General features: G+C 63.6%; 17 protein-coding genes and 1 pseudogene. 12 read left to right on the forward strand and 6 right to left on the reverse strand.

The annotated features are described in order from the left end of the window. Positions 1–196: 196 nt before the first annotated feature. The 11 genes and pseudogenes from pyrH to lpxB all read left to right on the forward strand — a co-directional run bounded on the left by pyrH (position 197) and on the right by lpxB (position 11,653). Positions 197–919 carry a UMP kinase gene (gene pyrH / locus AC0L2H_RS13590; protein ID WP_081609795.1) on the forward strand — a complete coding sequence of 241 codons (723 nt, stop codon included), beginning with the start codon at positions 197–199 and terminating at the stop codon, positions 917–919. A 117-nt stretch (positions 920–1,036) separates the two neighbouring features. After that, the gene (frr, locus tag AC0L2H_RS13595) at positions 1,037–1,591 is read left to right on the forward strand and encodes a ribosome recycling factor (protein ID WP_006334575.1); all 555 of its coding nucleotides are present in this window, start codon (positions 1,037–1,039) and stop codon (positions 1,589–1,591) included. A gap of 14 nt (positions 1,592–1,605) precedes the next feature. Further along, positions 1,606–2,352 (forward strand): annotated as a pseudogene (locus AC0L2H_RS13600) (isoprenyl transferase); the annotation flags it as partial. Further along, complete coding sequence (locus AC0L2H_RS13605; RefSeq protein WP_473590689.1) at positions 2,349–3,164, forward strand: phosphatidate cytidylyltransferase; 816 nt, start codon at positions 2,349–2,351, stop codon at positions 3,162–3,164. The pseudogene AC0L2H_RS13600 and the gene AC0L2H_RS13605, both read left to right, overlap by 4 nt. 137 nt (positions 3,165–3,301) lie before the next feature. Further along, complete coding sequence (gene rseP, locus AC0L2H_RS13610) at positions 3,302–4,444, forward strand: RIP metalloprotease RseP (protein WP_473590690.1); 1,143 nt, start codon at positions 3,302–3,304, stop codon at positions 4,442–4,444. Between the two features lie 217 nt (positions 4,445–4,661). Next, positions 4,662–7,037: an outer membrane protein assembly factor BamA gene (gene bamA / locus AC0L2H_RS13615; protein WP_473590691.1), complete on the forward strand. Its 2,376-nt coding sequence runs from the start codon at positions 4,662–4,664 to the stop codon at positions 7,035–7,037. Between the two features lie 167 nt (positions 7,038–7,204). Continuing rightward, positions 7,205–8,263 carry a UDP-3-O-(3-hydroxymyristoyl)glucosamine N-acyltransferase gene (lpxD, locus tag AC0L2H_RS13620; RefSeq protein WP_473590692.1) on the forward strand — a complete coding sequence of 353 codons (1,059 nt, stop codon included), beginning with the start codon at positions 7,205–7,207 and terminating at the stop codon, positions 8,261–8,263. A 1-nt stretch (position 8,264) separates the two neighbouring features. After that, entirely contained in the window at positions 8,265–8,723 is a 459-nt protein-coding gene (gene fabZ, locus AC0L2H_RS13625) for a 3-hydroxyacyl-ACP dehydratase FabZ (protein ID WP_208636332.1), read from the forward strand. 13 nt (positions 8,724–8,736) lie between these two features. Next, positions 8,737–9,570, forward strand: coding sequence for an acyl-ACP--UDP-N-acetylglucosamine O-acyltransferase (gene lpxA / locus AC0L2H_RS13630; RefSeq protein ID WP_473590693.1), 834 nt, complete (start codon positions 8,737–8,739; stop codon positions 9,568–9,570). Positions 9,571–9,576: 6 nt separating this feature from the next. Then, on the forward strand, positions 9,577–10,479 hold the full coding sequence (locus AC0L2H_RS13635) for an LpxI family protein (RefSeq protein WP_473590694.1): 903 nt from the start codon (positions 9,577–9,579) through the stop codon (positions 10,477–10,479). Further along, positions 10,469–11,653: a lipid-A-disaccharide synthase gene (gene lpxB / locus AC0L2H_RS13640; RefSeq protein WP_473590695.1), complete on the forward strand. Its 1,185-nt coding sequence runs from the start codon at positions 10,469–10,471 to the stop codon at positions 11,651–11,653. Before AC0L2H_RS13635 ends, lpxB begins: the two co-directional genes overlap by 11 nt. Positions 11,654–11,706: 53 nt before the next feature. Here the strand turns inward: lpxB and gltA are convergent, their stop codons facing one another. The 3 genes from gltA to AC0L2H_RS13655 all read right to left on the reverse strand — a co-directional run bounded on the left by gltA (position 11,707) and on the right by AC0L2H_RS13655 (position 16,691). Next, positions 11,707–13,035, reverse strand: a complete 1,329-nt coding sequence (gene gltA / locus AC0L2H_RS13645; protein ID WP_107647691.1) for a citrate synthase — start codon at positions 13,033–13,035, stop codon at positions 11,707–11,709. Between the two features lie 185 nt (positions 13,036–13,220). Then, positions 13,221–14,645, reverse strand: coding sequence for a glutamate--tRNA ligase (gltX, locus tag AC0L2H_RS13650; RefSeq protein WP_473590696.1), 1,425 nt, complete (start codon positions 14,643–14,645; stop codon positions 13,221–13,223). A 300-nt stretch (positions 14,646–14,945) separates the two neighbouring features. Next, a complete protein-coding gene (locus tag AC0L2H_RS13655; RefSeq protein ID WP_473590697.1) occupies positions 14,946–16,691 on the reverse strand; it encodes an adenylate/guanylate cyclase domain-containing protein in 1,746 nt (581 codons plus the stop codon). 563 nt (positions 16,692–17,254) lie between these two features. Here AC0L2H_RS13655 and AC0L2H_RS13660 point away from each other — a divergent pair. After that, a complete protein-coding gene (locus AC0L2H_RS13660; RefSeq protein WP_473590698.1) occupies positions 17,255–19,723 on the forward strand; it encodes a ComEC/Rec2 family competence protein in 2,469 nt (822 codons plus the stop codon). Here AC0L2H_RS13660 and lexA read toward each other — a convergent pair. The 3 genes from lexA to moaC form a co-directional block, all read right to left on the reverse strand. Beyond that, positions 19,717–20,469 (reverse strand): transcriptional repressor LexA, encoded by a 753-nt coding sequence (gene lexA / locus AC0L2H_RS13665; RefSeq protein WP_473590699.1) that lies wholly within the window; start codon positions 20,467–20,469, stop codon positions 19,717–19,719. The two genes, AC0L2H_RS13660 and lexA, sit on opposite strands and share 7 nt — an antisense overlap. Before the next feature lie 106 nt (positions 20,470–20,575). After that, the gene (locus tag AC0L2H_RS13670) at positions 20,576–21,781 is read right to left on the reverse strand and encodes a molybdopterin molybdotransferase MoeA (RefSeq protein ID WP_473590700.1); all 1,206 of its coding nucleotides are present in this window, start codon (positions 21,779–21,781) and stop codon (positions 20,576–20,578) included. After that, positions 21,782–22,264: a cyclic pyranopterin monophosphate synthase MoaC gene (gene moaC, locus AC0L2H_RS13675; RefSeq protein WP_473590701.1), complete on the reverse strand. Its 483-nt coding sequence runs from the start codon at positions 22,262–22,264 to the stop codon at positions 21,782–21,784. Position 22,265 lies beyond the last annotated feature (1 nt).

Here is a 22,265-nt window from a genome sequence, read left to right on the forward strand (position 1 = left end):
TTTTTTTTTTTTTTTTTTTTTTTTGTTGTTTTTTTTTTTTTTTTTTTTTTTTGTTGTTTTGGGGGGTTTTTTATTAATTTTTTTTGGTGTTTGCGGGGGGGGGGCGCGGTTCCGCGGGGGCCCCCCTTCGTGTATCGGAGCCAGTGTTTCCGGGCGCGGCGCCCGAAGGCGTCACATGCACAATGACGAGGACCAAATGACGGTGAAGCCCCTCTACCGACGTGTCTTGCTGAAAGCATCAGGCGAAGCGTTGATGGGCGAACAGCATTTCGGCATCGACGTATCGGTCGTCGATCGCATCGCCGCCGACATCGCCGAGGCTCGCGCGCTCGGCATCGAGGTTGGCGTCGTCATCGGCGGCGGCAATATCTTTCGTGGCGTGGCGGTTGCTTCCAAGGGTGGCGACCGCGTCACCGGCGACCACATGGGCATGCTTGCCACGGTCATCAACTCGCTGGCGCTGCGCACCTCGCTGAACAAGATCGGCGTCGACGCCGTGGTGCTCTCGGCGATCGCCATGCCCGAGCTTTGCGAGAGCTTTTCCCAGCGCCAGGCGACCGCTTACATGAACCAGGGCAAGGTGGTCATTTTCGCCGGCGGCACCGGCAATCCCTTCTTCACCACCGATTCGGCCGCAGCGCTTCGCGCCGCCGAGATCGGCGCCGATGCGCTGTTCAAGGGCACCCAGGTCGACGGCGTCTACTCGGCCGATCCCAAGAAGGACCCGAATGCGACGCGCTTCGAGCGCATCAGCCATGCCGAAGTGATCAAACGCGGGCTTTCGATCATGGATACGGCTGCGATTGCACTTGCGCGCGAAAACAACATTCCGATAATCGTCTATTCGATACACGAGAAGGGCGGCTTTGGGGATATTCTGAGGGGCGGCGGCCGCTGCACGGTCGTCGCGGACAGCTGATCGGGAGCAAGATCCCGAACGAAGGTCCGCGTGAACAAAGCGGATTTTCGAGTTGAGACTCAAATGCGGGGTTTCCCCTGAACAGTGAACCCGGACCAACGGGTCGAGGAGACGATGATGAGTGGCGAATACGATGATCTCAAGCGGCGCATGGACGGGGCGATCGCGGCGTTCAAACACGATCTGGCTTCGCTGCGGACCGGCCGCGCGTCGAGCAATTTGCTCGACGCCATCCAGGTGCAGGCCTACGGCACCACCATGCCGATCAACCAGGTGGCGAATGTGTCGGTGCCCGAGCCACGCATGATTTCGGTTTCGGTCTGGGACAAGTCGATGGTCGGCGCGGTCGATCGCGCCATCCGTGAATCCAATCTCGGCTTCAATCCGATCGTCGATGGCACCAATCTCAGAATTCCGCTGCCCGAGCTCAACGAACAGCGCCGCAAGGAACTGGTCAAGATCTCGCATGGTTATGCCGAGAATGCCCGCGTCGCCGTGCGCCATGTGCGCCGCGACGGCATGGACTTTCTCAAGAAGGCGGAAAAAGACGGCGATATCAGCGAGGACGATCAGCGCAAGCGCTCCGATCAGGTCCAGAAGCTCACCGACGAGATGATCAGCACGATCGACCACCTGCTTTCCGATAAGGAAGCTGAAATCATGCAGGTTTAAGGGCAGGTACCCGACCCGAAAGCGAAACTATGACAAGCCCCGCGCATGTCGCGATAATCATGGACGGAAATGGACGCTGGGCCAAGGCGCGTGGCATGCCGCGGCTTGCCGGGCATCGGGCCGGCGTCGAGGCGCTGCGCAAAACGGTGCGTGCTGCTCCCGGCCTCGGCATTTCCTTCCTGACGGTCTACGCCTTCTCATCGGAAAACTGGTCGCGGCCGAAGTCCGAAGTCAGCGACCTGATGGGCCTCTTGAAACTCTTCATCCGTCGCGATCTCGCCGAACTGCATCAGAGCGGCGTGCGGGTCAGGATCATCGGCGACAGGGCAGGGCTGCAGTCCGATATCAGGACCCTGCTTGAAGAGGCCGAAACGCTGACCGCGCGCAACGAGGCGCTGACCCTGATCATCGCCTTCAATTATGGCGGACGCGACGAGATCGTGCGCACGGCACGCAAGCTGGCCTCCGCCGTGGCGCGCGGCGAACTCGACAGCGAGGCGATCACGGCCGAGTCCTTTGCCGGCGCCCTCGACACTGAGGGCATTCCGGACCCGGAACTGGTCATACGCACCAGCGGCGAACTCAGGCTGTCGAATTTCCTGCTGTGGCAGGCGGCCTATAGCGAGCTCGTCTTCCTGCCTTGCTATTGGCCCGATTTCAGCCGCGAGCATTTGGCCGACGCGTTGCGTGATTTCGCCGGCCGCGAGCGCCGTTTCGGCGGGCTTGGCGCCCAGGACGTCGCCGTGACGGCCAAGGGATGAGCAACCTTCAGCTTCGTATCATCTCCTCTCTCGTGCTCGCCGCCGCCACGCTTGGCCTGACCTGGCTTGGCGGACTGCCGTTCCGCCTGCTGTGCGCCGCCATGGCGGCCGTGATCTTCCACGAATGGACGCGGATGTGCCGCCCGGCCGCCGGCCCAGGTCTTGGCTTTCTGCCGGAAGCGCTGCTTGTGGTCTTCGTCGGCGCCTTGATCGCCGGCCTGCCGGCCTTCTGGCTGCTGCCTCTGGTCGCCGTGCTGGTCGCGGTCGTCGTGGCCGCGGCCTGGGCGCGCAGGACAGGACAATGGGATGCATCCGGCCTTGCCTATGCGGCCGTTTCGGGTCTGTCGCTTGCTCTTTTGCGCGACGGCGACCATCCCGGCCTCATCGCCATTCTGTTCCTGTTCGCGGTGGTTTGGGCGACCGATATCTTTGCCTATTTCGTCGGCCGCAGCGTCGGCGGCCCGAAACTGGCGCCATCGATCTCGCCGGGCAAGACCCAGAGCGGCGCAGTCGGCGGCGCCGTTGGCGGCGTCATTGCCGGGCTGCTGCTGGCCGCCGTGGCCGGGGCCGGCAATCTTGCCATGCTCGGCGTCGTTGCGCTGGTGCTCTCGATCGTCTCCCAGGCTGGCGATCTCTTCGAATCCTGGGTGAAGCGCCGTCACGGCCGCAAGGATTCGGGCGCGCTGATACCTGGCCATGGCGGCGTCATGGACCGGGTCGACGGGCTTGTCGCGGCCGCTTTTGCCCTATACGTCATCGGCTGGATTTCGGCGAGCGCCGACCATCCGGCACAGGGGCTGTTTCCCGCTTGAACGATATTGTTTCTTGGCGTGGCGCGGAATGCGCCATGGATTCGCCTGGATTGATGTCACAGTCCCGGCGCACCCTGTGTGGCGGAAGAACCTGGATCGCGGAAAAATCTTGCTGCGGACGAATTTGAGGGCATGAATTGAACGAGATTCTTCACGCGGTTTTCAGCACGGAGGGCTTTGTCCTCGGCACGCTGGTGCCTTTCCTGTTTGTGCTGACCGTGGTGGTGTTCGTCCACGAAATGGGCCACTACCTCGTCGGCCGCTGGTGCGGTATCGGCGTGCAGGCCTTTTCGATCGGCTTCGGCCCGGAACTCTTCGGCTTCAAGGACAGCCACGGCACGCGCTGGAAACTCTGCGCCATACCGCTCGGCGGCTATGTCAAATTCGTCGGCGACATGAACGCCACCTCAAGCCAGCCCAGCTCGGAAGAGCTCGAATCGCTGACCGATGCCGAACGCAAGGTCGCGTTCCACACGCAGCCGATCTGGAAGCGCGCGGCGACGGTGGTGGCTGGTCCGCTGTTCAATTTCCTGCTGACGATTGCCGTCTTCACCGTGATGTTTTCCCTCTACGGCCGCCCGGTGATGGAGCCGACGGTGGCTCAAGTTACCGCCGGCAGTCCGGCTGAAAAGGCTGGCATCTTGCCCGGCGACCGATTCGTCAGCGTTGACGGCAGCAAGATCGAGACCTTCTCCGATGTCCAGCGCCTGGTCTCCGGCCGCGCCGGCGATACCATTACCTTCGTCATGCTGCGTGACGGCAAGGACGTGACCGTCACCGCGACGCCGGAGCTGATGGAGCAGCAGGATGCGCTCGGCAACAAGGTCAAGTTGGCCGTGATCGGCGTCGTCAACAACAAGGAAGCAGGCCAGCCCAGGCTGATCACCTACAGCCCGGTCGGAGCGGTAGGGGCGGCGGTCGAGGAGACCGGCCACATCATTCAGCGCACCGGCCAATTCCTGCAGCGTTTCGTCGTCGGTCGCGAGGACAAGTGCCAGCTGGGCGGCCCGATCAAGATCGCCAAGATGTCGGGGCAGGCGGCGAAACTGGGCTTCGATTGGCTCGTGCAACTCGCTGCGCTGTTGTCGGTCGGTATCGGGATCCTCAATCTTTTGCCGATTCCCCCCCTCGACGGCGGCCATCTGTTGTTCTACGGCGTGGAGGCCGTCATCCGGCGGCCGGTGTCGGAACGGATGATGGAAATGGCCTACAGGAGCGGCCTGCTTCTGGTCTTGGGCTTCATGGGCTTCGTTTTCTGGAACGATCTGTTTGGATGCTGAAATCATGAAGAAATCCGGCTTCGGCACCACCAATGTTGAGACGCCGTTTACCATGCGCGGGGGTTGGCGTGACGCGAAAGCCACGCCCCAAGGTTAAGTAATTACAAATTAACCAGAAGCCTTGCGTGTAGGGAAAATCCGGTTAATACGGTAGGGGAAATTACCGCACGTCCGGTTTTCTCGCCGTGGGGACTACGAGAAAAGGTACAAAAGCCCGATGAAGGCAGCATCCAAGTTTCTGAGCGCCGCGTCCGCGGTGGCCTTGTCCGCCGCCCTGGTCGTGCCAGGTGCGCTCGCAGTGCAGTTCGTTGCCACATCGGCCGCCGAGGCCGCTGTCGTCTCGAGAGTTGAAGTCAGCGGCAATCAGCGTGTCGATGCCGACACCATCCGCAACTACGTCTCGATCAAGCCCGGCAAGGCGTTTTCCAGTTCCGACATCGACGATGCTGTGAAGGCGCTGTTCGGCACCGGCCTGTTTTCCGACGTCCAGATCAACCAGGTCGGTTCGGCGCTGGTCATCAAGGTTTCCGAATATCAGGTCGTCAACCAGGTGCTTTTCCAGGGCAACAAGAAGCTCAAGGACAACGCGCTGGCGATGGCGGTCCAGTTGAAGCCGCGCGGAACCTTCTCGCAGGCGACGCTCGACGCCGACGTCGAGGCGGTCAAGGCTGCCTATAGGCGCATTGGCCGCGACGACGCCGCCGTGACCACCCAGATCATGGATCTCGGCGACAACCGTGTGAACGTTGTCTTCAACATCAACGAAGGCGACCGCACCCAGATCGCGGCGATCAATTTCGTCGGCAACAGCGCCTATTCGAGCCGCCGCCTGTCGGACGTGATCAACACCAAGCGCTCGACCTGGTTGTCCTTCGTGCTGCGCGACGACGTTTACGACGAAGACAAGCTGAACGCCGACCAGGAGCTGCTGCGCCGCTTCTATTACAATCACGGTTACGCCGATTTCCAGGTCGTCTCGGCGGTTGGCGAACTCGACAACGCCACCAATAAATACACGGTGACCATCACCGTGCAGGAAGGCGACCGCTACACATTCGGCGACGTCAGCGTCGAGAGCACTATTCCCGAGGTTGACGGTAAGTCTCTCGAGTCGGTGGTCGAAACCCACAAGGGCGACGTCTACAACGCCAAGAATGTCGAAGACACCATCATCGCGCTGACCGAGAAGGTCGCCGGCTCGGGCTATGCCTTCGCCCAGGTAACGCCGCGCGGCGACCGCAATTTCGAGAACCATACGATTTCGGTCGTCTATACGATCGATCAGGGCACCAAGGCCTATGTCGAGCGCATCGAGATCCGCGGCAACGATCGTACACGCGACTATGTCATTCGCCGCGAGTTCGACGTAAGCGAGGGCGATGCCTTCAACCAGGTCCTGATCCAGCGCGCGAAGAAGCGGCTTGAAGCGCTCGATTATTTTCAGAAAGTCGAAGTTTCCACCGTGCCGGGCTCACAGCCCGACCAGGTCGTGCTCGTGGTCGACGTGGTCGAGAAATCGACCGGCGAGTTCTCGGTCGGCGCCGGCTATTCGACAGGCGGCGACACGGCAGGCCCGTCCGTCGAGGGATCGATCACCGAGCGCAACTTCCTCGGCCGCGGCCAGTTCATCAAGCTGTCGGCCGGCGGCGGCAAGAATTCGCGCGACTACAGCCTCTCATTCACCGAGCCATATTTCCTTGGACGGCGCATTGCCGCCGGTTTCGACATCTACCAGCGGACCAGGGAATATGACGATTATAACAGCGAGACGCTCGGCGCGACGGTTCGCTTCGGCCTGCCGATCACCGACAACATTTCGACCCAGCTTGCGTATAATATCTCGCAGGAGAAGTATGAACTCGACGATGGTTGTAAGGGCGCCGACGGAGAATATGATCCTGCAAGCGGATGCGATGTCTCCACCGCAATCCTAGATGGCATCGATCAGAGCCCCTGGCTCAAGTCGTCGGTCAGCCTCGGCCTGCTCTACAACACCATCGACGACATGAAGAACCCGCATGACGGCATCTATGCCAATGTCAGCACGGAATTTGCGGGTCTCGGCGGCGACGCCAAATACGTCAAGGTCACGGCGCGCGGCAGCTATTATCAGACACTGTCGGAGCAACTCGATCTGGTCGGCTTGATTTCGGGTGGCGCCGGCCATGTCCAGGGCTATGGCAGCGGCGACCTGCGCGTCTTTGATCACTTCCAGAGCAGCGACCGCATGATCCGTGGCTTCGCTTATGGTGGCATCGGCCCGGTTGACAGCGAAGACGCTGGCGATCATCTCGGCGGCACCACCTATTTCAATGCTTCGGCGGAAGCCCAGTTCCCGCTGCCGGTCATTCCGGAAAGCTTCGGCCTGCGCGGCGCGGTCTTCGCCGATGCGGCGACGCTCTATGGCAGCAAGCTCGCTTCCGACCTTGTCGACCAATCGACAACCGGCATGGAGTGGCGCGCCTCGGTCGGCGTCGGCCTGATGTGGGCTTCGCCCTTCGGCCCGATCCGTATCGACTATGCGATCCCGGTCAAGAAAGAAGATACCGACGACGTGCAGGAATTCAATTTCGGCATATCGACCCGCTTCTGATCCGCGGGGACGGTGCTTCCGGGCCGTTGGGGCCCGGAAGAGAGTGATCCGACACTACAGCGCCGCGCGCGCAAGGGACGCTGTAGCACTTTGATTTTGCGCATGATCCTTTCCGAAGATCGATTCCGACTTTCGGGGTCATGCACTAGCTGGATATTGCTTCTGGAATGACCGATCCGGTGTTCTTCGCGCCCTCACGCCGGTATACGGCCGGCGAAGTCGCGAATCTGACCGGCGCGGTGCTTGCCGATTCCAGTCAGTCCCACATACCGATCGCGGCCTTGGCGCCGGCAAACGAGGGCGGCGAGCACGCGCTCGTTTTCGTCGACGGCAGGCGCAACTTCGCGCTGATGCAGTCGCTGAAGGCCGCCGCCGTTCTCTGCCCCACCGAATTCGCCAGCAAGGCGCCGGCGGGCGTCGCGGTTCTGGTTCATCCGCGCCCGCAGCAGGCTTTCGCGATGGTCGGTCGCCTGCTTTTCCCGACAGCCGCGACACCGGGGCCGATGACGGGCGAAACCGGCATCTCGCCGCAAGCCCATGTCGATGCGACCGCTCATATCGAGGCTGGCGCAGTGATCGAGGCTGGCGCGGTGATCGGGCCGCGGGTCTCGATCGGCAGCGGAACGGTCATCGCTCCCCATGCCGTCATCGGCTACTCCTGCCAGATCGGCCGCGACGGCTATGTCGGTCCCGGCGCCAGCGTCCAGTATGCGTTGATCGGCAACCGCGTCATCATTCATGGCGGCGCCCGTATCGGCCAGGACGGTTTCGGCTTTGTGGCGGGCGCCAAGGGGCCGGAGCGCGTTCCGCAAATCGGCCGCGTCGTCATCCAGGACGACGTCGAGATCGGCTCGAACACTACGGTCGACCGTGGCGCGATGTCCGACACGATCATCGGCCAAGGCACGAAGATCGACAATCTGGTGCAGATCGCTCATAACGTCCGCATCGGCCGCAATTGCATAATAGCCGGACTTTCCGGTATTTCCGGTTCCGTAACGGTGGGTGACAACGTCACCATGGGTGGCGGCGTCGGCCTTGCGGATCACCTGACCATCGGGACAGGAGCCAAGCTTGCAGCAAGAAGTGGGTTCATGAGCAACGTCCCGGCGGGCGAGATCTGGGGAGGGTACCCGGCACAACCGATGGCGGAAGCCATGCGGGAGATCGCGGCCCTGCGAAGACTGGCAAGGGCGCGCAAATCGGGCGACGGGGGAAATAGCTGAGATGGACGCGGCAACGACGCTCGAAGCTGTCGACATATTAGGGCTGATGAAGCTCCTGCCGCATCGCTATCCATTCCTGATGATCGACCGCATCATCGACATCGATGGCGACGAGTCCGCCATCGGCATCAAGAACGTGACCATAAACGAGCCGCATTTCCAGGGTCATTTCCCGGACCAGCCGGTCATGCCCGGCGTGCTGATAGTCGAGGCAATGGCGCAGACAGCCGGCGCCATCTGCATCCGCAGCCTTGCCGCCGAAAAACCGTCCCTGGTCTATTTCCTGACCATCGACAATGCCAAATTCCGCAAGCCGGTCGTTCCCGGCGACCAGCTCAAGATCCATGTCAAGAAAATCAAGAAACGCGGCAACCTGCTCAAATTCGCCTGCGAGGCCCTGGTCGACGGCGTCAAGGCCGCCGAGGCTGAGATCTCGGCGATGATGGTCACCAGCGATTGACGATCGAATGCTTATGAAAATCCAGACAGTCATCCATCCATCTTCGGTCATCGAGGCGGGCGCCAACATCGGCGAAGGCGTCCGCATCGGCCCCTTCTGTCATGTCAGCGCCGACGCGGTGATCGGCGACCGTGTCGAACTGGTCAGCCACGTCTCGGTGCTGGGCGCCACCACGATCGGCGCCTCGACCAAGGTCTATCCGATGGCGATACTGGGCGGGCCGCCGCAGAACACCAAGCACAAGGGCGGCCGCACCACGCTGGTCATCGGCGAGAACTGTACGATCCGCGAAGGCGTGACCATGCATCTCGGCACCGATTCCAGCCGCGGCGAGACCGTCGTCGGCGACAACGGCAATTTCCTGGCTTACGCCCACATCGCCCACGACTGCGTCGTCGGCAAGAATGCCACCTTCGCCAATCAGGCGACATTGGGCGGCCATTGCGAGGTCGGCGACAACGTCTATATCGGCGGCCTCACCGCCGTTCATCAATTCGTGCGCATCGGCGACAATGCCTTTCTCGGCGGTTGCTCGGCAATCGTCGGCGACATCATTCCTTACGCCATGGCCGCCGGCAACCGGGCCAGCCTTCGCGGCCTCAACATTATTGGCCTGAAACGCGCCGGCCTGCCACGCTCCGAAATCCACACTCTGCGCAAGGTCTACAGGACGATCTTCGATCGCTCCCGAACCGTCGGCGAGAATATCGAGTTCGCCAGGGCGGAATTCGCTTCCTCGCCCACAGCCATGAAGATCGTCGATTTCATCACCAGCCGCGGCAAGCGGCATTACGCCGTCCCCTCGCTCAAGGCCGGCGACGACGACGGCGGCGATGACGAAGACTAAGAGCCGATGACGAAGACTGAGGCCTCGCGGTCGGGCCTTGATCTCGCGCCTGGCGCCAGGTTCGGCATCATCGCCGGTGGCGGCAGTCTCCCGGTCGAAGTGGCTCTCGGCCTGACCGGGCAGGGCTATCCGCCGGTCATCATCCAGATCGAGGGTGAAGTCGACCGCAAGCCCGACCTCGACGGCTACGAGCATGAGAGCCTCGCACTGGAAGATATCGGTTCGCTGGCTTCGCTGCTGAAGCGGCGACGGATCAGCCATCTTGTCCTCGCCGGCGAGATCAGGCGACGGCCGAGGCTGACTGACATGCGCCCGAGCCTCGGTTTGCTGGCCGTGGTGCCTTCGGTGGTCATGGCGCTGGCCCGCGGCGACGACGGGCTGCTGAAGATCCTGACGCGGGCTCTGGAAACGCGCGGCGTCAAGGTTGTTGGCGCTCACGAGGTCGTGCCAGATCTGGTTGCGGCCGAAGGCCCGCTGACCAGGGCGGTGCCGCGGAAATCCGACTGGCGCGACATCGAGGCGGCCCGCGCGGCGGCAAAGGCAATCGGCGCGCTTGATATCGGCCAGGCGGCCGTCGCGGTCGGTGGCCGCGCCATTGCGCTTGAAGGCATCGAAGGCACCAACGGGCTGCTTGAACGGACAAGGGAGTTGCGCGGCCATGGCAGGCTGGCCGGCAAGGCACGCGGTGTGCTGGTCAAATGCGCCAAGCCCGGCCAGGAGTTGCGCGCCGATCTGCCCTCCATCGGCCCGCAGACGATCGAGGCGGCGCATGCCGCCGGCCTTGCCGGCATTGCCGTCGAGGCCGGCCGGTCGCTGGTCCTGGAAGGCCCGGTCGTTGTCGCGCGCGCCGATGCGCTCGGCCTGTTCGTGATTGGCCTGCCTCCTGCGGAACTGGCCCATGGTCAATGACGGGCCGCTGAAGATTGCCATCGTCGCCGGCGAGGAATCCGGCGACCTGCTCGGCGCCGATCTCGTCCAGGCGCTCAAGCGCGCGACCGGCCGCGAGATCAGGCTTGTCGGCATTGGTGGACGCCATCTGCAGGCGCTCGGTCTTACGCCGCTGTTCGAGGGCAGCGAGATCGCACTGACGGGCCTGAGCGCCGTCCTGCGCGACCTGCCGCGCCTGATGCGGCGGATCGGCCAGACCGCCAATGCGATTGCGGGCGACAACCCCGACTGCCTGATCACCATCGACAGCCCGGATTTCTCGCTGCGCGTGGCAAGGAAGGTGCGTGCCGCCGATCCGACGATCCCGATCGTCCACTATGTCTGCCCGAGCGTGTGGGCTTGGCGGCCGGGCAGGGCGGTGGCGATGAGGCCGTATATCGACCACATTCTTTGCATCCTGCCTTTCGAGGCGAAGGAGCTCGCGCGCCTGGGCGGTCCGCCGGGCACCTATGTCGGTCATCGTCTCACGCATGATCCGGGCGTGCTCGCCGCCGCCAGGGCGCAAGGCCTGCCGCGCGACCTGTCCGCAGACCGGGTGAAAACGCTGCTTGTGCTGCCAGGTTCGCGCAGCGGCGAGGTGCGGCGGCTGGCGGGTCCGTTCGGCAAGACAATCTCGATCCTGCGCGCGCGCGGACACCGCTTGCGAGTGCTTTTGCCGACGGTGCCGCACGTTGCCGACCTGGTCAGGGCTGCGGTCGCAAGCTGGGACGAAAAGCCGGAGATCATTCTTGATTCCGAACGCAAATGGCAGGCCTTCGGCAAGGCCGACGCGGCGCTGATCGCCTCGGGAACGGTGTCGCTGGAACTGGCGTTGTCAGGCGTACCGATGATCTCCTGCTACCGGCTTGATCCGGTCATGCGGCTGGCCCAGCGCCTGATCACCGTATGGAGTGCTGCCTTGCCCAATCTCATCGTGGACCAGCCGGTGGTGACCGAGCACTACAACGAATATGTGCGGCCGGCCTATCTGGCGCGGCAGCTGGAAGCGCTGTTTTCCGACACGGCCTATCGCGCCTGGCAGAAGGACGGCTTTGCCGAGGTGACCAGACGCATGGCCTCTGACAGGCCGTCCGGCGATATCGCGGCTGAGGTGGTGATGGGATACATCAAGAAACGAGTAGGGAGTAGGGATTAGTGAGTAGCAAGGGAGCGCTGATCGGCGTTAACTGCCTTCTACTCACTACTCACTCATCTCTTCGCAATCGGCACGTAGTCGCGTTCCGGCGCACCGGTATAGAGCTGGCGCGGACGGCCGATCTTCTGGTGCGGGTCCTCGATCATTTCCTTCCACTGTGCGATCCAGCCCACGGTGCGGGCGACCGCGAATAGCACGGTGAACATGGTGGTGGGGAAGCCCAGCGCCTTCAGCGTGATGCCGGAATAGAAGTCGACGTTCGGATAAAGCTTCTTCTCGATGAAATAGGCATCGGTCAGCGCGATCTTTTCCAGTTCCATGGCGATGTCGAGCAGCGGATCGTCCTTGATGCCGAGTTCGCCCAGCACCTCATGCGCCGTCTTCTGCATGATCTTGGCGCGCGGATCGTAGTTCTTGTAGACGCGGTGACCGAAGCCCATCAGCCGGAAGGGATCGTTCTTGTCCTTGGCGCGGGCGATGAATTCCGGGATGTGGTCGACATGGCCGATTTCGCCCAGCATGTTCAGGGCGGCCTCGTTGGCGCCGCCATGCGCCGGGCCCCACAGGCAAGCGATGCCGGCAGCGATACAGGCAAACGGGTTGGCGCCCGACGAGCCGGCAAGGCGCACGGTCGAGGTCGAGGCATTCTGCTCGTGATCGGCATGCAGGATGAAGATGCGCTCCATGGCGCGCGCCAGCACCGGATTGATCTTGTATTCCTCGCAGGGCACCGCAAAGCACATATGCAGGAAGTTGGCCGCGAAATTCAGCTCGTTCTTCGGGTAAATGAAGGGCTGGCCGATGTGGTACTTGTAGGCCATCGCCGCGATCGTCGGCATCTTGGCGATCAGCCGCATCGAAGCAACCATGCGCTGGTACGGGTCCGAGATGTCGGTGGAGTCGTGATAGAAGGCCGACAGGGCACCGACCACGCCGCACATCACCGCCATCGGGTGCGCGTCGCGGCGAAAGCCGGTGAAGAAGCGCGACATCTGCTCATGCACCATGGTGTGACGCGTCACCCGGTAGTCGAAATCGTCCTTCTGCGCCTTGGTCGGCAATTCGCCGTAGAGCAGGAGGTAGCAGACTTCGAGGAAGTCGCCATGTTCGGCCAGCTGGTCGATCGGGTAACCGCGATGCAACAGGATGCCGGCATCGCCGTCGATGAAGGTGATTTCCGACTCGCAGCTTGCCGTCGAGGTGAAGCCGGGATCGTAAGTGAAGGCGCCGGTGGTGCTGTAAAGCGCGCCGATGTCGATGACATCAGGTCCGACCGAACCGCTTCGCACCTTGAACTCATGAGTCTTGCCGCCGAGCTCCAGCTTCGCCGTCGACGGGTGGTCTCTGCCACCAAATTCCAGTTTTGTCGCAGCTTCGGTCATTGCAAACTCCTTTTTGTTTCCTCATGCCGGCAAAGGCAAAATTCTGCAAAGCGACACGTCGAAATCACCGGAAATGCGCGTATTCGCCACCGCATTGTGGAGGGGTGCGTGCCAGATTGGGCCAAGTCCAATGTTGCACTGCGAAACGCGCCTTTCAATGCCAATCTTCTTGGGCCAGTTTGCTCCTAATCGATTTGATCCGCTATACGCGCCAGGCTCTCCTCGCGGCCGAGAACGGCAAGTACGTCGAACACGCCGGGCGAGGTGCTTTTGCCGGTAAGCGCTGCTCGCAAGGGCTGAGCCACAGTGCCCAGCTTATAGCCGCCGGCCTGCGCATAGTCGCGGATCGCCGCTTCGGCCGCTGCGGCGGTCCAGTCGACTGAAACCGCCTTCAGCGCGTCGCGGGCGCCGCGCAAGACCTCGCGCGCCTTGCCAGCGAGCAATGCCGCGGCCTTCTCGTCGATCGGCAGCGGCCGCTCGGTGAACAGGAAGCCGGCACCGTCGACAAGTTCCACCAGGGTCTTGGCACGCTCCTTCAGGCCCGGCAAGGCGGCAAGCAACTGCGCCTTGCGCCGGTCGTCGAGACGCTCGGCGATCGCCGGACCAGCTTCGAGATAGGGCAGCGTGGCGATGAAGATGTCGAACAGATCGGCGTCGCTCATGCGGCGCATGTGCACGCCGTTCAGAGCCTCGAGCTTGGCGAAGTCGAAACGCGCCGCCCCTTTGTTGACGTCACCGATATCGAACCAGGCGATCATGTCCTTGATCGACATCACCTCGTCGTCGCCATGGCTCCAGCCCAGCCGCGCCAGATAGTTGAGCAGCGCCTCGGGCAGATAGCCCATGGCGCGATAGGCCTCGACGCCAAGCGCACCGTGCCGCTTCGACAGCTTGGCGCCGTCAGCGCCGTGGATCAGCGGGATATGCGACATCGACGGCACGTCCCAGCCCATGGCGCGGTAGATCACCGTCTGGCGGGCGGCGTTGGTCAGATGATCGTCGCCGCGGATGATGTGGGTGACGCCCATGTCATGGTCGTCGACGACGACGGCATGCATATAGGTCGGATTGCCGTCCGAGCGCAGGATGATGAAATCGTCGAGATCCTTGTTGGGAAAGCGCACCTCGCCCTGCACGCGGTCGTGCACCACCGTCTCGCCCTCGGTCGGCGCCTTGATGCGGATGGCGCCCTTGGCGCCGGCCGGCGCCTCCGACGGGTCGCGGTCGCGCCAGCGGCCGTCATAGCGGGGAGGGAGCCCCTTGGCCCGTGCTGCCTCGCGCATCGCCTCGAGCTCCGCCGGCGTCGCGTAGCAATAGTAGGCCTTGCCCATGCGCACCAGCTCCTCGGCCACCTCGCGATGGCGCGGCGCGCGCTCGAACTGCGAGACCGGCTCGCCGTCCCAGGTGAGGCCGAGCCATGAAAGGCCGTCGAGAATGGCCGCCGTCGCCGCATCCGTCGACCGCTCGCGGTCGGTGTCCTCGATGCGCAGCAGCATCACACCGCCGGTATGCTTCGAATACAGCCAGTTGAACAGCGCCGTCCGCGCCCCGCCAATGTGCAGGTAGCCGGTGGGCGAGGGCGCAAAACGGGTGACGACTTTGTCGGGCATGAAACTCTCGGGGCGAAGGCGCAGGAGCGGATGTGGTTACGCGGACTTTCGCGCGTTGCGCGTTCATGTAGCATAGGAGGTCAAGGGCGCAAGGGGCAGACCCGACGGCTGGACGAGGTCGGGGTACGGCGAGGGCGAAGACGCAGTCAGCGGCATCAGCCAATACAATGGAGCTCGCTACGCGCTCAGTCCTCGGACAAGCCGGCCAGCGAACTATCCTTCCAGAAGTGACGCAAGGTCAAGGGGACGTCGCCTGACCGGACGTGACGCGCAGGAGAGGCGTCTTTGCAAACGCGACAATCACTCCGGCACGCCGGCAATACCCAGCGCCTCGACGTAGCGCTCGGCGAACACCTTGTCCCGCCACGGGTTGATCTGCCTCTGCAGGCCGAGGGTGTAGGTCGGGAACGCCTCCATCAGCCGCAGCGCCGCCGCCTGCGCCTCATCCAGCCGATTGAGTTTGGCGAGTGCCATGATCACCACCCTGTGCGAGGAGCCGTAATTCGGCATCTCGCGCAGCGCTCGTTCTCCCCAAGCCAGCGCTTCCTCGTAGCGTTCGAGCATCAGGTAGCTCATCCCGATGCCGGAGAGCGCAATGCCCTTCTCGGGATCGACCGGGCTCAGCCGCATTGCCCTGTGGAAGTGCTCGATCGCGACGAGGGGGCGGCCGGAATGGGCGTTCACCCAGCCGCTGCCCGTATAGCCCTGCGCCGAATTGGGATTGATGAGCAGGGACCGTTCGATCGTGTCCAGCGCCGTCTCGTAATCCTTGGCGCTGTAGGCGATCACCTGCGCGGCGAAACGCAAGCTTGTCGGGTCGTCTCGCGCGTCCGCCAGGACCTCGCGGGCCATGCGCACGGCGACGCGGGTATCGTCGGGCTCGTGCCAGCACTGACTCACGGACAGGCTGCGAATATAGGCGCCGAGTGCCTTCGCCAGGGTGAAGCCCGGGTCGATGCTGAGCGCCTCGTTGGTCAGCCGGCGCACGTCGGCGAAGCCGTCGCGCGTTATACTGTAGAAGCCCGGTAGCGCACGAAGGTAGAGGTCGTAGGCACCGATGTAGTCGGTCGGCTTCATGCGCGCTTGCTTGATCTCCTCGAGCCTGATGCTCGGCTCGACCGCACCGACGACGCTCTCGGTCACCTTGTCCTGCAGGTCGAAGATGTCGCTCACGTCGCCCTCGAAGCGGTCGGTCCAGACATGGTGCCCACTGATCGCGTCCACCAGCTGCCCGCTGATACGAACCCGCGATCCTGCTCTGCGGATGCTGCCTTCGAGCACGTAGCGGACGCCCAACTCGCGCCCGACCTGGCGCAGGTCCACCGCTCGGCCCTTGTAGGTGAAGGACGAGTTGCGGGCGATCACGAAGAAGGAGTTCACCCGGCTCAATCCCGTGATGATGTCCTCCACCAGTCCGTCGGCGAAGTACTCCTGGTCGGGGTCGCCGCTCATGTTGGTGAAAGGCAGAACCGCGATCGAGGGTTTCGCGGGCAGGGGAGGCGGTGCAGCCACCGAGGCGCTGGCGTCGGTCTCGACGCGATAGGCGCGCACAGGCCGCTCGATGTTCTTGAGGCGCAGGTCGCCGAGGGACGTGAAGCCGCCGTCGAGCTTGCCCTGAAGGTGGTCGTAGGCGGTGCCCGAGACAACCACGGCGCCGGGATCGGCTATGCTTTCGAGGCGGACGGCGATGTTGACACCGTCGCCGTAGAGGTCGCCGTCCTCCTCGTAGACCACGTCGCCGAGATTGACGCCGATGCGGAAGCGAATCCGCTCTTCCTCGGGCGTCTCCGCCTCGTGTTCTGCCAAAGCCTGCTGGATCGACATCGCCGAGGTCACCGCGTTGACGACGCTCGCGAACTCGCACAGCATGCCGTCGCCGGTGAGCTTGACGATCCGGCCCTGATGCTCGGAGACCAGCGGTTCGAGGAGGTCCTTGCGGTATGTCTTGAGCCGCTCGATCGTGCCGCGCTCGTCGCGCTCCATCAGGCGCGAATAACCGACCACGTCGCAAGCCAGAATCGCTGCGAGGCGGCGCTGCGCGGTCATTGCACCGCGCGGCCCTCTCGCCCATGTACCGCCGACTTCCAGACGCCCAACGTGCATGGCATCCATTTCTCCCAGCCACCGCCAGTCGCCGATTCACACGGAGAACGCAGCTTGACCTTGCCTTCACGAGATTTCGCTATCCCGCTTGCTAGGCGTGAAGCGATCCGGTCGCCGCGCTAACAGCCAACCGGCGACACGCCCACGCAGCCTCTGGGGACGCTGACACACCACTCCCAGAAGGTCGGAGATATTTGCTGCCCTTGGTAACCGGGTGACGCCTCCGTGGTGGTGCTTTTGTCACCGCGATGTAACAGCGAGAGTTTCGCTTTGTCCGCGCCGGATCTTATGCGGCACGGCTCTGGTGTCGTTGGATTGAAGCCGGCCGAGGATCGCAAATCGACGCCGAAATTACGGCGGGTTATACGGCGGGTTGTCTTGTCGCCGAAAGCCATCGCTGAAGGAAGGACCCAGGGCAGGCACTGGAAGCGGATGTGGTTGCGCGGACTTTCGCGCGTCGCGCGTTCATGTAGCATAGGAGGTCAAGGGCGCAAGGGGCAGACCCGATGGCTGGACGAGGCCGGGATACGGACGAGGGCGAGGACGCGATCAGCGGCGTCAGCGAACGGTTGCTGTTCGCCGCCTCCGTTCCCGTCCCGCCGGCGCCAGCTTCGCTGCCGCGCCTCGATATCCCGCCGCCCTTGCCGCCGGATCGCACGCCGACGGTGCCGGTCCCGACTGTCGGCACCACGACCCGCCTTGGCGGGCAGTTTCGCCGCCTTTCGTCATCCAGCATCCGCGCCGCCGTGGTCTCGGCGGCCAGCCTGGAAATCGACCGGGGCATCGCCTTCCTGCTGGTGCCGGTTTTCCTCGCATCCGGGGCGATCTTCTATTTCTCGCTTGCCGTGGAACCGGGTTTTGCGCAACCCATCGCCGTCGTGGTCCTGATGGCGTTGTGCGCGGCCGGCTCGCGGTCATGGCGCAAGACGCATCTGTGCTTCATGGCGGCGCTGTTGTGCGCGCTCGGCGTGCTCGCCGCCAAGGTCGAGACCTGGCGCGTCGCAACGCCGATGCTCGGTTCGGAAATCCCGACGCGGCTGACCGGCCGTGTCGTCAGCCTCGACCAGATGGCGAATGGCCGCGTCCGGCTGGCCATCGATGTGATCTCAACCGCCCGGCCGACGCTGCGCTATCCCCCGGAACGGGTTCGCGTTTCCGCGTCAAAAATACCGCCTGGCATGACCGCCGGATCCGTGGTGACCGGCTACGCCAGGCTGCTGCCGCCGACCGGCCCGGTGCGGCCGGACAGCTATGATTTCTCCTTCGACAGCTATTTCACCGGCATCGGCGCCAGCGGCTTTTTCCTCGGCACGCCGAAACTTGTCGGCGCGGATGCCACGCCGCCAGATGGCACACTGCTTGCCGCGCGCCTTTCTTCGGCGGTCGAGAACGCCCGCGAGAGCATCGCGAACCGTATTCGCGGTCAAGTTGGCGGCGCCGAGGGCGAAATCGCCGCGGCCCTGATCGTCGGCGTGCGCGCCGGTATCCCGGAAAAGATCAACGAGGCGATGCGGCGCACCGGCATCTACCACATCATTTCCATCTCCGGCCTGCATATGGCGCTGGTCGCCGGTACGGTCATGGCGCTGCTGCGCGGCGCCTTCGCGCTGTTTCCCGATTTTTCCTCGCGCCGGCCGATCAAGAAATACGCGGCCGCGGCCGCACTCTTTTCGATCGCGGCCTATCTCGTCATTTCTGGCGTGGTGGTCGCGGCCGAGCGCAGCTTCATCATGCTGGCGGTGATGCTGATCGCGGTGCTCTTCGACCGGGCAGCACTGACCATGCGCAATCTGGCGATTTCGGCGATTGCCGTCATCCTGGTGTCGCCGCACGAGGTGGTCGGCCCGAGCTTCCAGATGTCGTTTGCCGCGACCGCCGCACTTGTCGGCGCCTATGCCGGCTGGTCCGATTACCGTGCAGGCAAGGTCACCACGCCACCGCCACGACGATCGCTGCCTGGTTTCGTCACGCGAAAATTCCTGGCTGCGATGGGCGGCCTCGCCATGACCTCCATCATCGCCGGCGGCGCAACGGCGCTTTTCGCCATCTGGCACTTCCAGCGCGTCTCGCCGCTCAGCCTGTTCGCCAACCTGGCCGTCATGCCTGTTGTTTCGCTGGTGGTCATGCCTTTCGCGGTTCTCAGCGCGTTGGCGATGCCGTTCGGCGCCGACGGCCCTTTCCTCTATGTGATGGGCAAAGGGCTCACGGCGATGATTGCCCTGTCCGGCTGGATATCGCAGCGCTCGCCGATCGATGCGGTCGGGCTGATTTCGCGTCAGTCCGTCCTGCTGGTGACGATCGCCCTTGTCATCGCGACCATGGCGACGACCCGGCTACGGCTCGCGGCCCTTCCTTTCGCGCTCGCCGGACTGCTGACGATTTCCCACACCCGCACGCCCGACGTCCTGATCTCGGAGGACGGGCATCTGGTGGCGCTGTCGATCGGGAACGGCGAACTTGCCATCAACCGGGTACGTTCGAACGTGTTTACCACCGACAACTGGAAGCATGCGCTGGTATCCGAAACCATCGTCGAACCGGAGACGTTCGCCAAGGGCGACGCTCAGTTTGACATAACCGATCCGGCCGAATTGCCGCCGGGCGCGCCGTTCTACTGCACAGAAGGCCTGTGCATAGCCAGGCATCCGTCGGGCGCTATCGTCGCGCTCGCCGACGACCGCAAGACCGCCCGGCCAGCCTGCGCCTTTGCCGACCTGATCGTCATCGACGATGCCACCGCCTACGATCCCTGCCGCAATCCGCTGATCCTTGTCGTCACCAAACGGCAGCTTGCCCGCGCCGGCAGTGCCGCCGTCTTCTTCAACCCGCAATCGGCGACCATGCGTGCAGAAATCCGCTTCGCCGTCGAAGCGCCATATCGGCCATGGCATACCCAGCGAAAGTTTTCGCGCGAGGCGAGGGGGCTGCCGCCATACCGCAAGCCCGAGAAATCCAAGCCGTCTGTGGTTCAGTAACGCCGGATCAAACCGACGAGCTTGCCTTGCACCTTGACGCGGTCCGGCCCGAAGATGCGCGTCTCGTAGGCCGGGTTGGCGGCTTCGAGTGCGATCGAAGCGCCCTTGCGGCGGAACCGTTTCAGCGTCGCTTCCTCCTCGTCGACCAGCGCCACGACGATCTCGCCAGGCTGGGCGGTGTCGGCATTGCGGATGATGACCGTGTCGCCGTCGAAGATGCCGGCTTCGATCATCGAGTCGCCCTTGACCTCGAGCGCGTAGTGCGCGCCGCCTGTAATCATGTCCGGCGGTACCGAGATGGAGTGCGTCTGGTGCTGGATGGCGTCGATCGGCACACCCGCGGCGATGCGGCCCATCACCGGAATGGACACCGCGGCAACGGCGTCGTCATTGTTGCCGGCGGAAGGCATTCGCGATAGCGCCGGCTTGATCTGCCGTCCGAGGTTACCCTGCCCGGAATTGTTTTGGCCAAGGCTGCCCTGAATGACGCTCGGCGAGAATTTGCGCGCCGCATTGAGGCCAGGGGCAATCGAGTCGGGAAGACGCAGCACCTCCAGCGCACGAGCGCGATTCGGTAGCCGGCGAATGAAGCCGCGTTCCTCCAGCGCCGTGATCAGCCGATGGATCCCGGATTTGGAGGCGAGATCGAGCGCTTCCTTCATCTCGTCGAACGAGGGCGGAATGCCGCTTTCCTTCATCCGTTCGTGGATGAACATAAGCAGTTCATGTTGCTTGCGTGTCAGCATCGCGGCCCCCAAAACAGAATCAGAAAAACAAACCCAGAACAAACACTATCTGTTCCAGTTGTGTTCCGCAACCATTTAAAGTTTAATGAATGTGTTGACGTTTTGTTCAGCGTAGCATCAGCACGCTGCAGGCAGCGCCGGCCGCGGCGACGGGAGCGAAAGGCTCACGCACGATCAGCCCATTGGCGTCGGCCAGCATTCTTAGCATCGAGGAATCCTGGATGCCGAACGGCGTCGCCTTGAACGATCCGGCCTCTTCGGTCACCACGGCGCGCACATAATCCTGCCTGAGATCGTTCGCCGGCATTGCGGCGCCGAGCCGCGCCTCGCGCATGTCCTGCCGATACGCCCGGCCGCCGAGCCGCGCCAGCAGCGGCTTCAGAAAAAGCTGCGTGCAGACCAGGCTCGCCACCGGGTTGCCGGGCAGGCCGATGCATCTGACAGTGCCCAGCCGCCCGGACATCAGCGGCTTGCCGGGGCGCATGGCGATCTTCCAGAAATCGAGCGTCATGCCTTCGCCGGTCAGCACGTCATGGACGAGGTCGTGGTCGCCGACCGAAGCGCCGCCGAGGGTGACGAGGACATCGGCGCCGGCGGCGACCGCCTTTTTCACCAGAGTGGCGATCGCTTCCTTGCGATCCGCGGCGATGCCGAGATCGAGGGCATTTGCACCGACCGACCGGGCTGCGGCGGCAACGCCATAGGCATTGGACGAGATGATCTGGTCGGGCCCGAGGTCGCTGCCCGGCGGCAGCAATTCGTCGCCGGTGGCGATGATGGCGACCAGGGGCCGTTTCACCACGCTGACACGCGGATGATTGGCCGAGGCTGCCAGCGACAATGCGGCCGGATCGAGCAGGCGGCCCTTCTCCAGCAGGACATCGCCTTTCGAGAAGTCGAGCCCCAGACGGCGTATGTTTCGCCATTCCGGCGTCGGCTCGGTCACTTCGATGCTGCCGCCGCCGAGATCCCTGGCGTTCTCCTGGATAACGATGGTGTCGGCGCCGGCGGGAAGCGGCGCTCCGGTAAAAATGCGCACGGCTTGCGCCGGACCGACAGTGCCTTCGAAGCCACGACCGGCCGGCGCCATGCCGATCACCGAAAGCCTGGCGGGTGCGGATGTGACATCGGCGGCCCGCGCCGCATAGCCGTCCATGGCCGAGGCATTGAAGGGCGGCTGGGTGCGCAGCGCCATCACGGGCTCGGCCAATACCCGGTCAGCCGCGTCCATCAGCGCAACGCTTTCGGCTGGTAGCGCCGTCGCACCGTCAAGGAGGCGTTCGAGCGCCTCCGCCACCGGGACCAGCGCCATTTAAGAACCTGCCTTGTAGTCGCCGGACTTGCCGCCGGTCTTTTCCACCAGCCGGACGCCGGAGATCACCATGGCGCGGTCGACCGCCTTGGCCATGTCGTAGATCGTCAGGCAAGCGACCGAGGCCGCGGTCAGGGCTTCCATCTCGACGCCGGTCTTGCCGGTGACGCGGACCAGCGCCGTGACCTTGAGGCCGGGCAGCGACTGGTCCGGTTCGATATCGATGGAGACTTTTGTCAGCAGCAGCGGGTGGCAGAGCGGGATCAGTTCATGCGCCTTCTTTGCCGCCATGATGCCGGCGATGCGTGCGGTGCCGAGCACGTCGCCCTTCTTGGCATCGCCCGCCAGGATCATTTCCAGTGTTTGCGGCCGCATCGAGACAAAACCTTCGGCGATCGCCGTGCGCGTCGTCTCCGCCTTGTCACCGACATCGACCATATTGGCTTCGCCTTGCGCGCCAAGATGGGTGAGGGCGGCTGACATC

The sequence above is a fragment of the Mesorhizobium sp. WSM4871 genome, from assembly GCF_055811295.1.

Bases quoted from the DNA above. Each gene is read 5' to 3' on its own strand.
- pyrH (WP_081609795.1), top strand. From the start codon at position 197: ATGACGGTGAAGCCCCTCTACCGACGTGTCTTGCTGAAAGCATCAGGC.
- frr (WP_006334575.1), top strand. From the start codon at position 1,037: ATGAGTGGCGAATACGATGATCTCAAGCGGCGCATGGACGGGGCGATC.
- AC0L2H_RS13605 (WP_473590689.1), top strand. From the start codon at position 2,349: ATGAGCAACCTTCAGCTTCGTATCATCTCCTCTCTCGTGCTCGCCGCC.
- bamA (WP_473590691.1), top strand. From the start codon at position 4,662: ATGAAGGCAGCATCCAAGTTTCTGAGCGCCGCGTCCGCGGTGGCCTTG.
- lpxD (WP_473590692.1), top strand. From the start codon at position 7,205: ATGACCGATCCGGTGTTCTTCGCGCCCTCACGCCGGTATACGGCCGGC.
- fabZ (WP_208636332.1), top strand. From the start codon at position 8,265: ATGGACGCGGCAACGACGCTCGAAGCTGTCGACATATTAGGGCTGATG.
- lpxA (WP_473590693.1), top strand. From the start codon at position 8,737: ATGAAAATCCAGACAGTCATCCATCCATCTTCGGTCATCGAGGCGGGC.
- AC0L2H_RS13635 (WP_473590694.1), top strand. From the start codon at position 9,577: ATGACGAAGACTGAGGCCTCGCGGTCGGGCCTTGATCTCGCGCCTGGC.
- lpxB (WP_473590695.1), top strand. From the start codon at position 10,469: ATGGTCAATGACGGGCCGCTGAAGATTGCCATCGTCGCCGGCGAGGAA.
- gltA (WP_107647691.1), bottom strand. From the start codon at position 13,035: ATGACCGAAGCTGCGACAAAACTGGAATTTGGTGGCAGAGACCACCCG.
- gltX (WP_473590696.1), bottom strand. From the start codon at position 14,645: ATGCCCGACAAAGTCGTCACCCGTTTTGCGCCCTCGCCCACCGGCTAC.
- AC0L2H_RS13655 (WP_473590697.1), bottom strand. From the start codon at position 16,691: ATGACCGCGCAGCGCCGCCTCGCAGCGATTCTGGCTTGCGACGTGGTC.
- AC0L2H_RS13660 (WP_473590698.1), top strand. From the start codon at position 17,255: ATGGCTGGACGAGGCCGGGATACGGACGAGGGCGAGGACGCGATCAGC.
- lexA (WP_473590699.1), bottom strand. From the start codon at position 20,469: ATGCTGACACGCAAGCAACATGAACTGCTTATGTTCATCCACGAACGG.
- AC0L2H_RS13670 (WP_473590700.1), bottom strand. From the start codon at position 21,781: ATGGCGCTGGTCCCGGTGGCGGAGGCGCTCGAACGCCTCCTTGACGGT.
- moaC (WP_473590701.1), bottom strand. From the start codon at position 22,264: ATGTCAGCCGCCCTCACCCATCTTGGCGCGCAAGGCGAAGCCAATATG.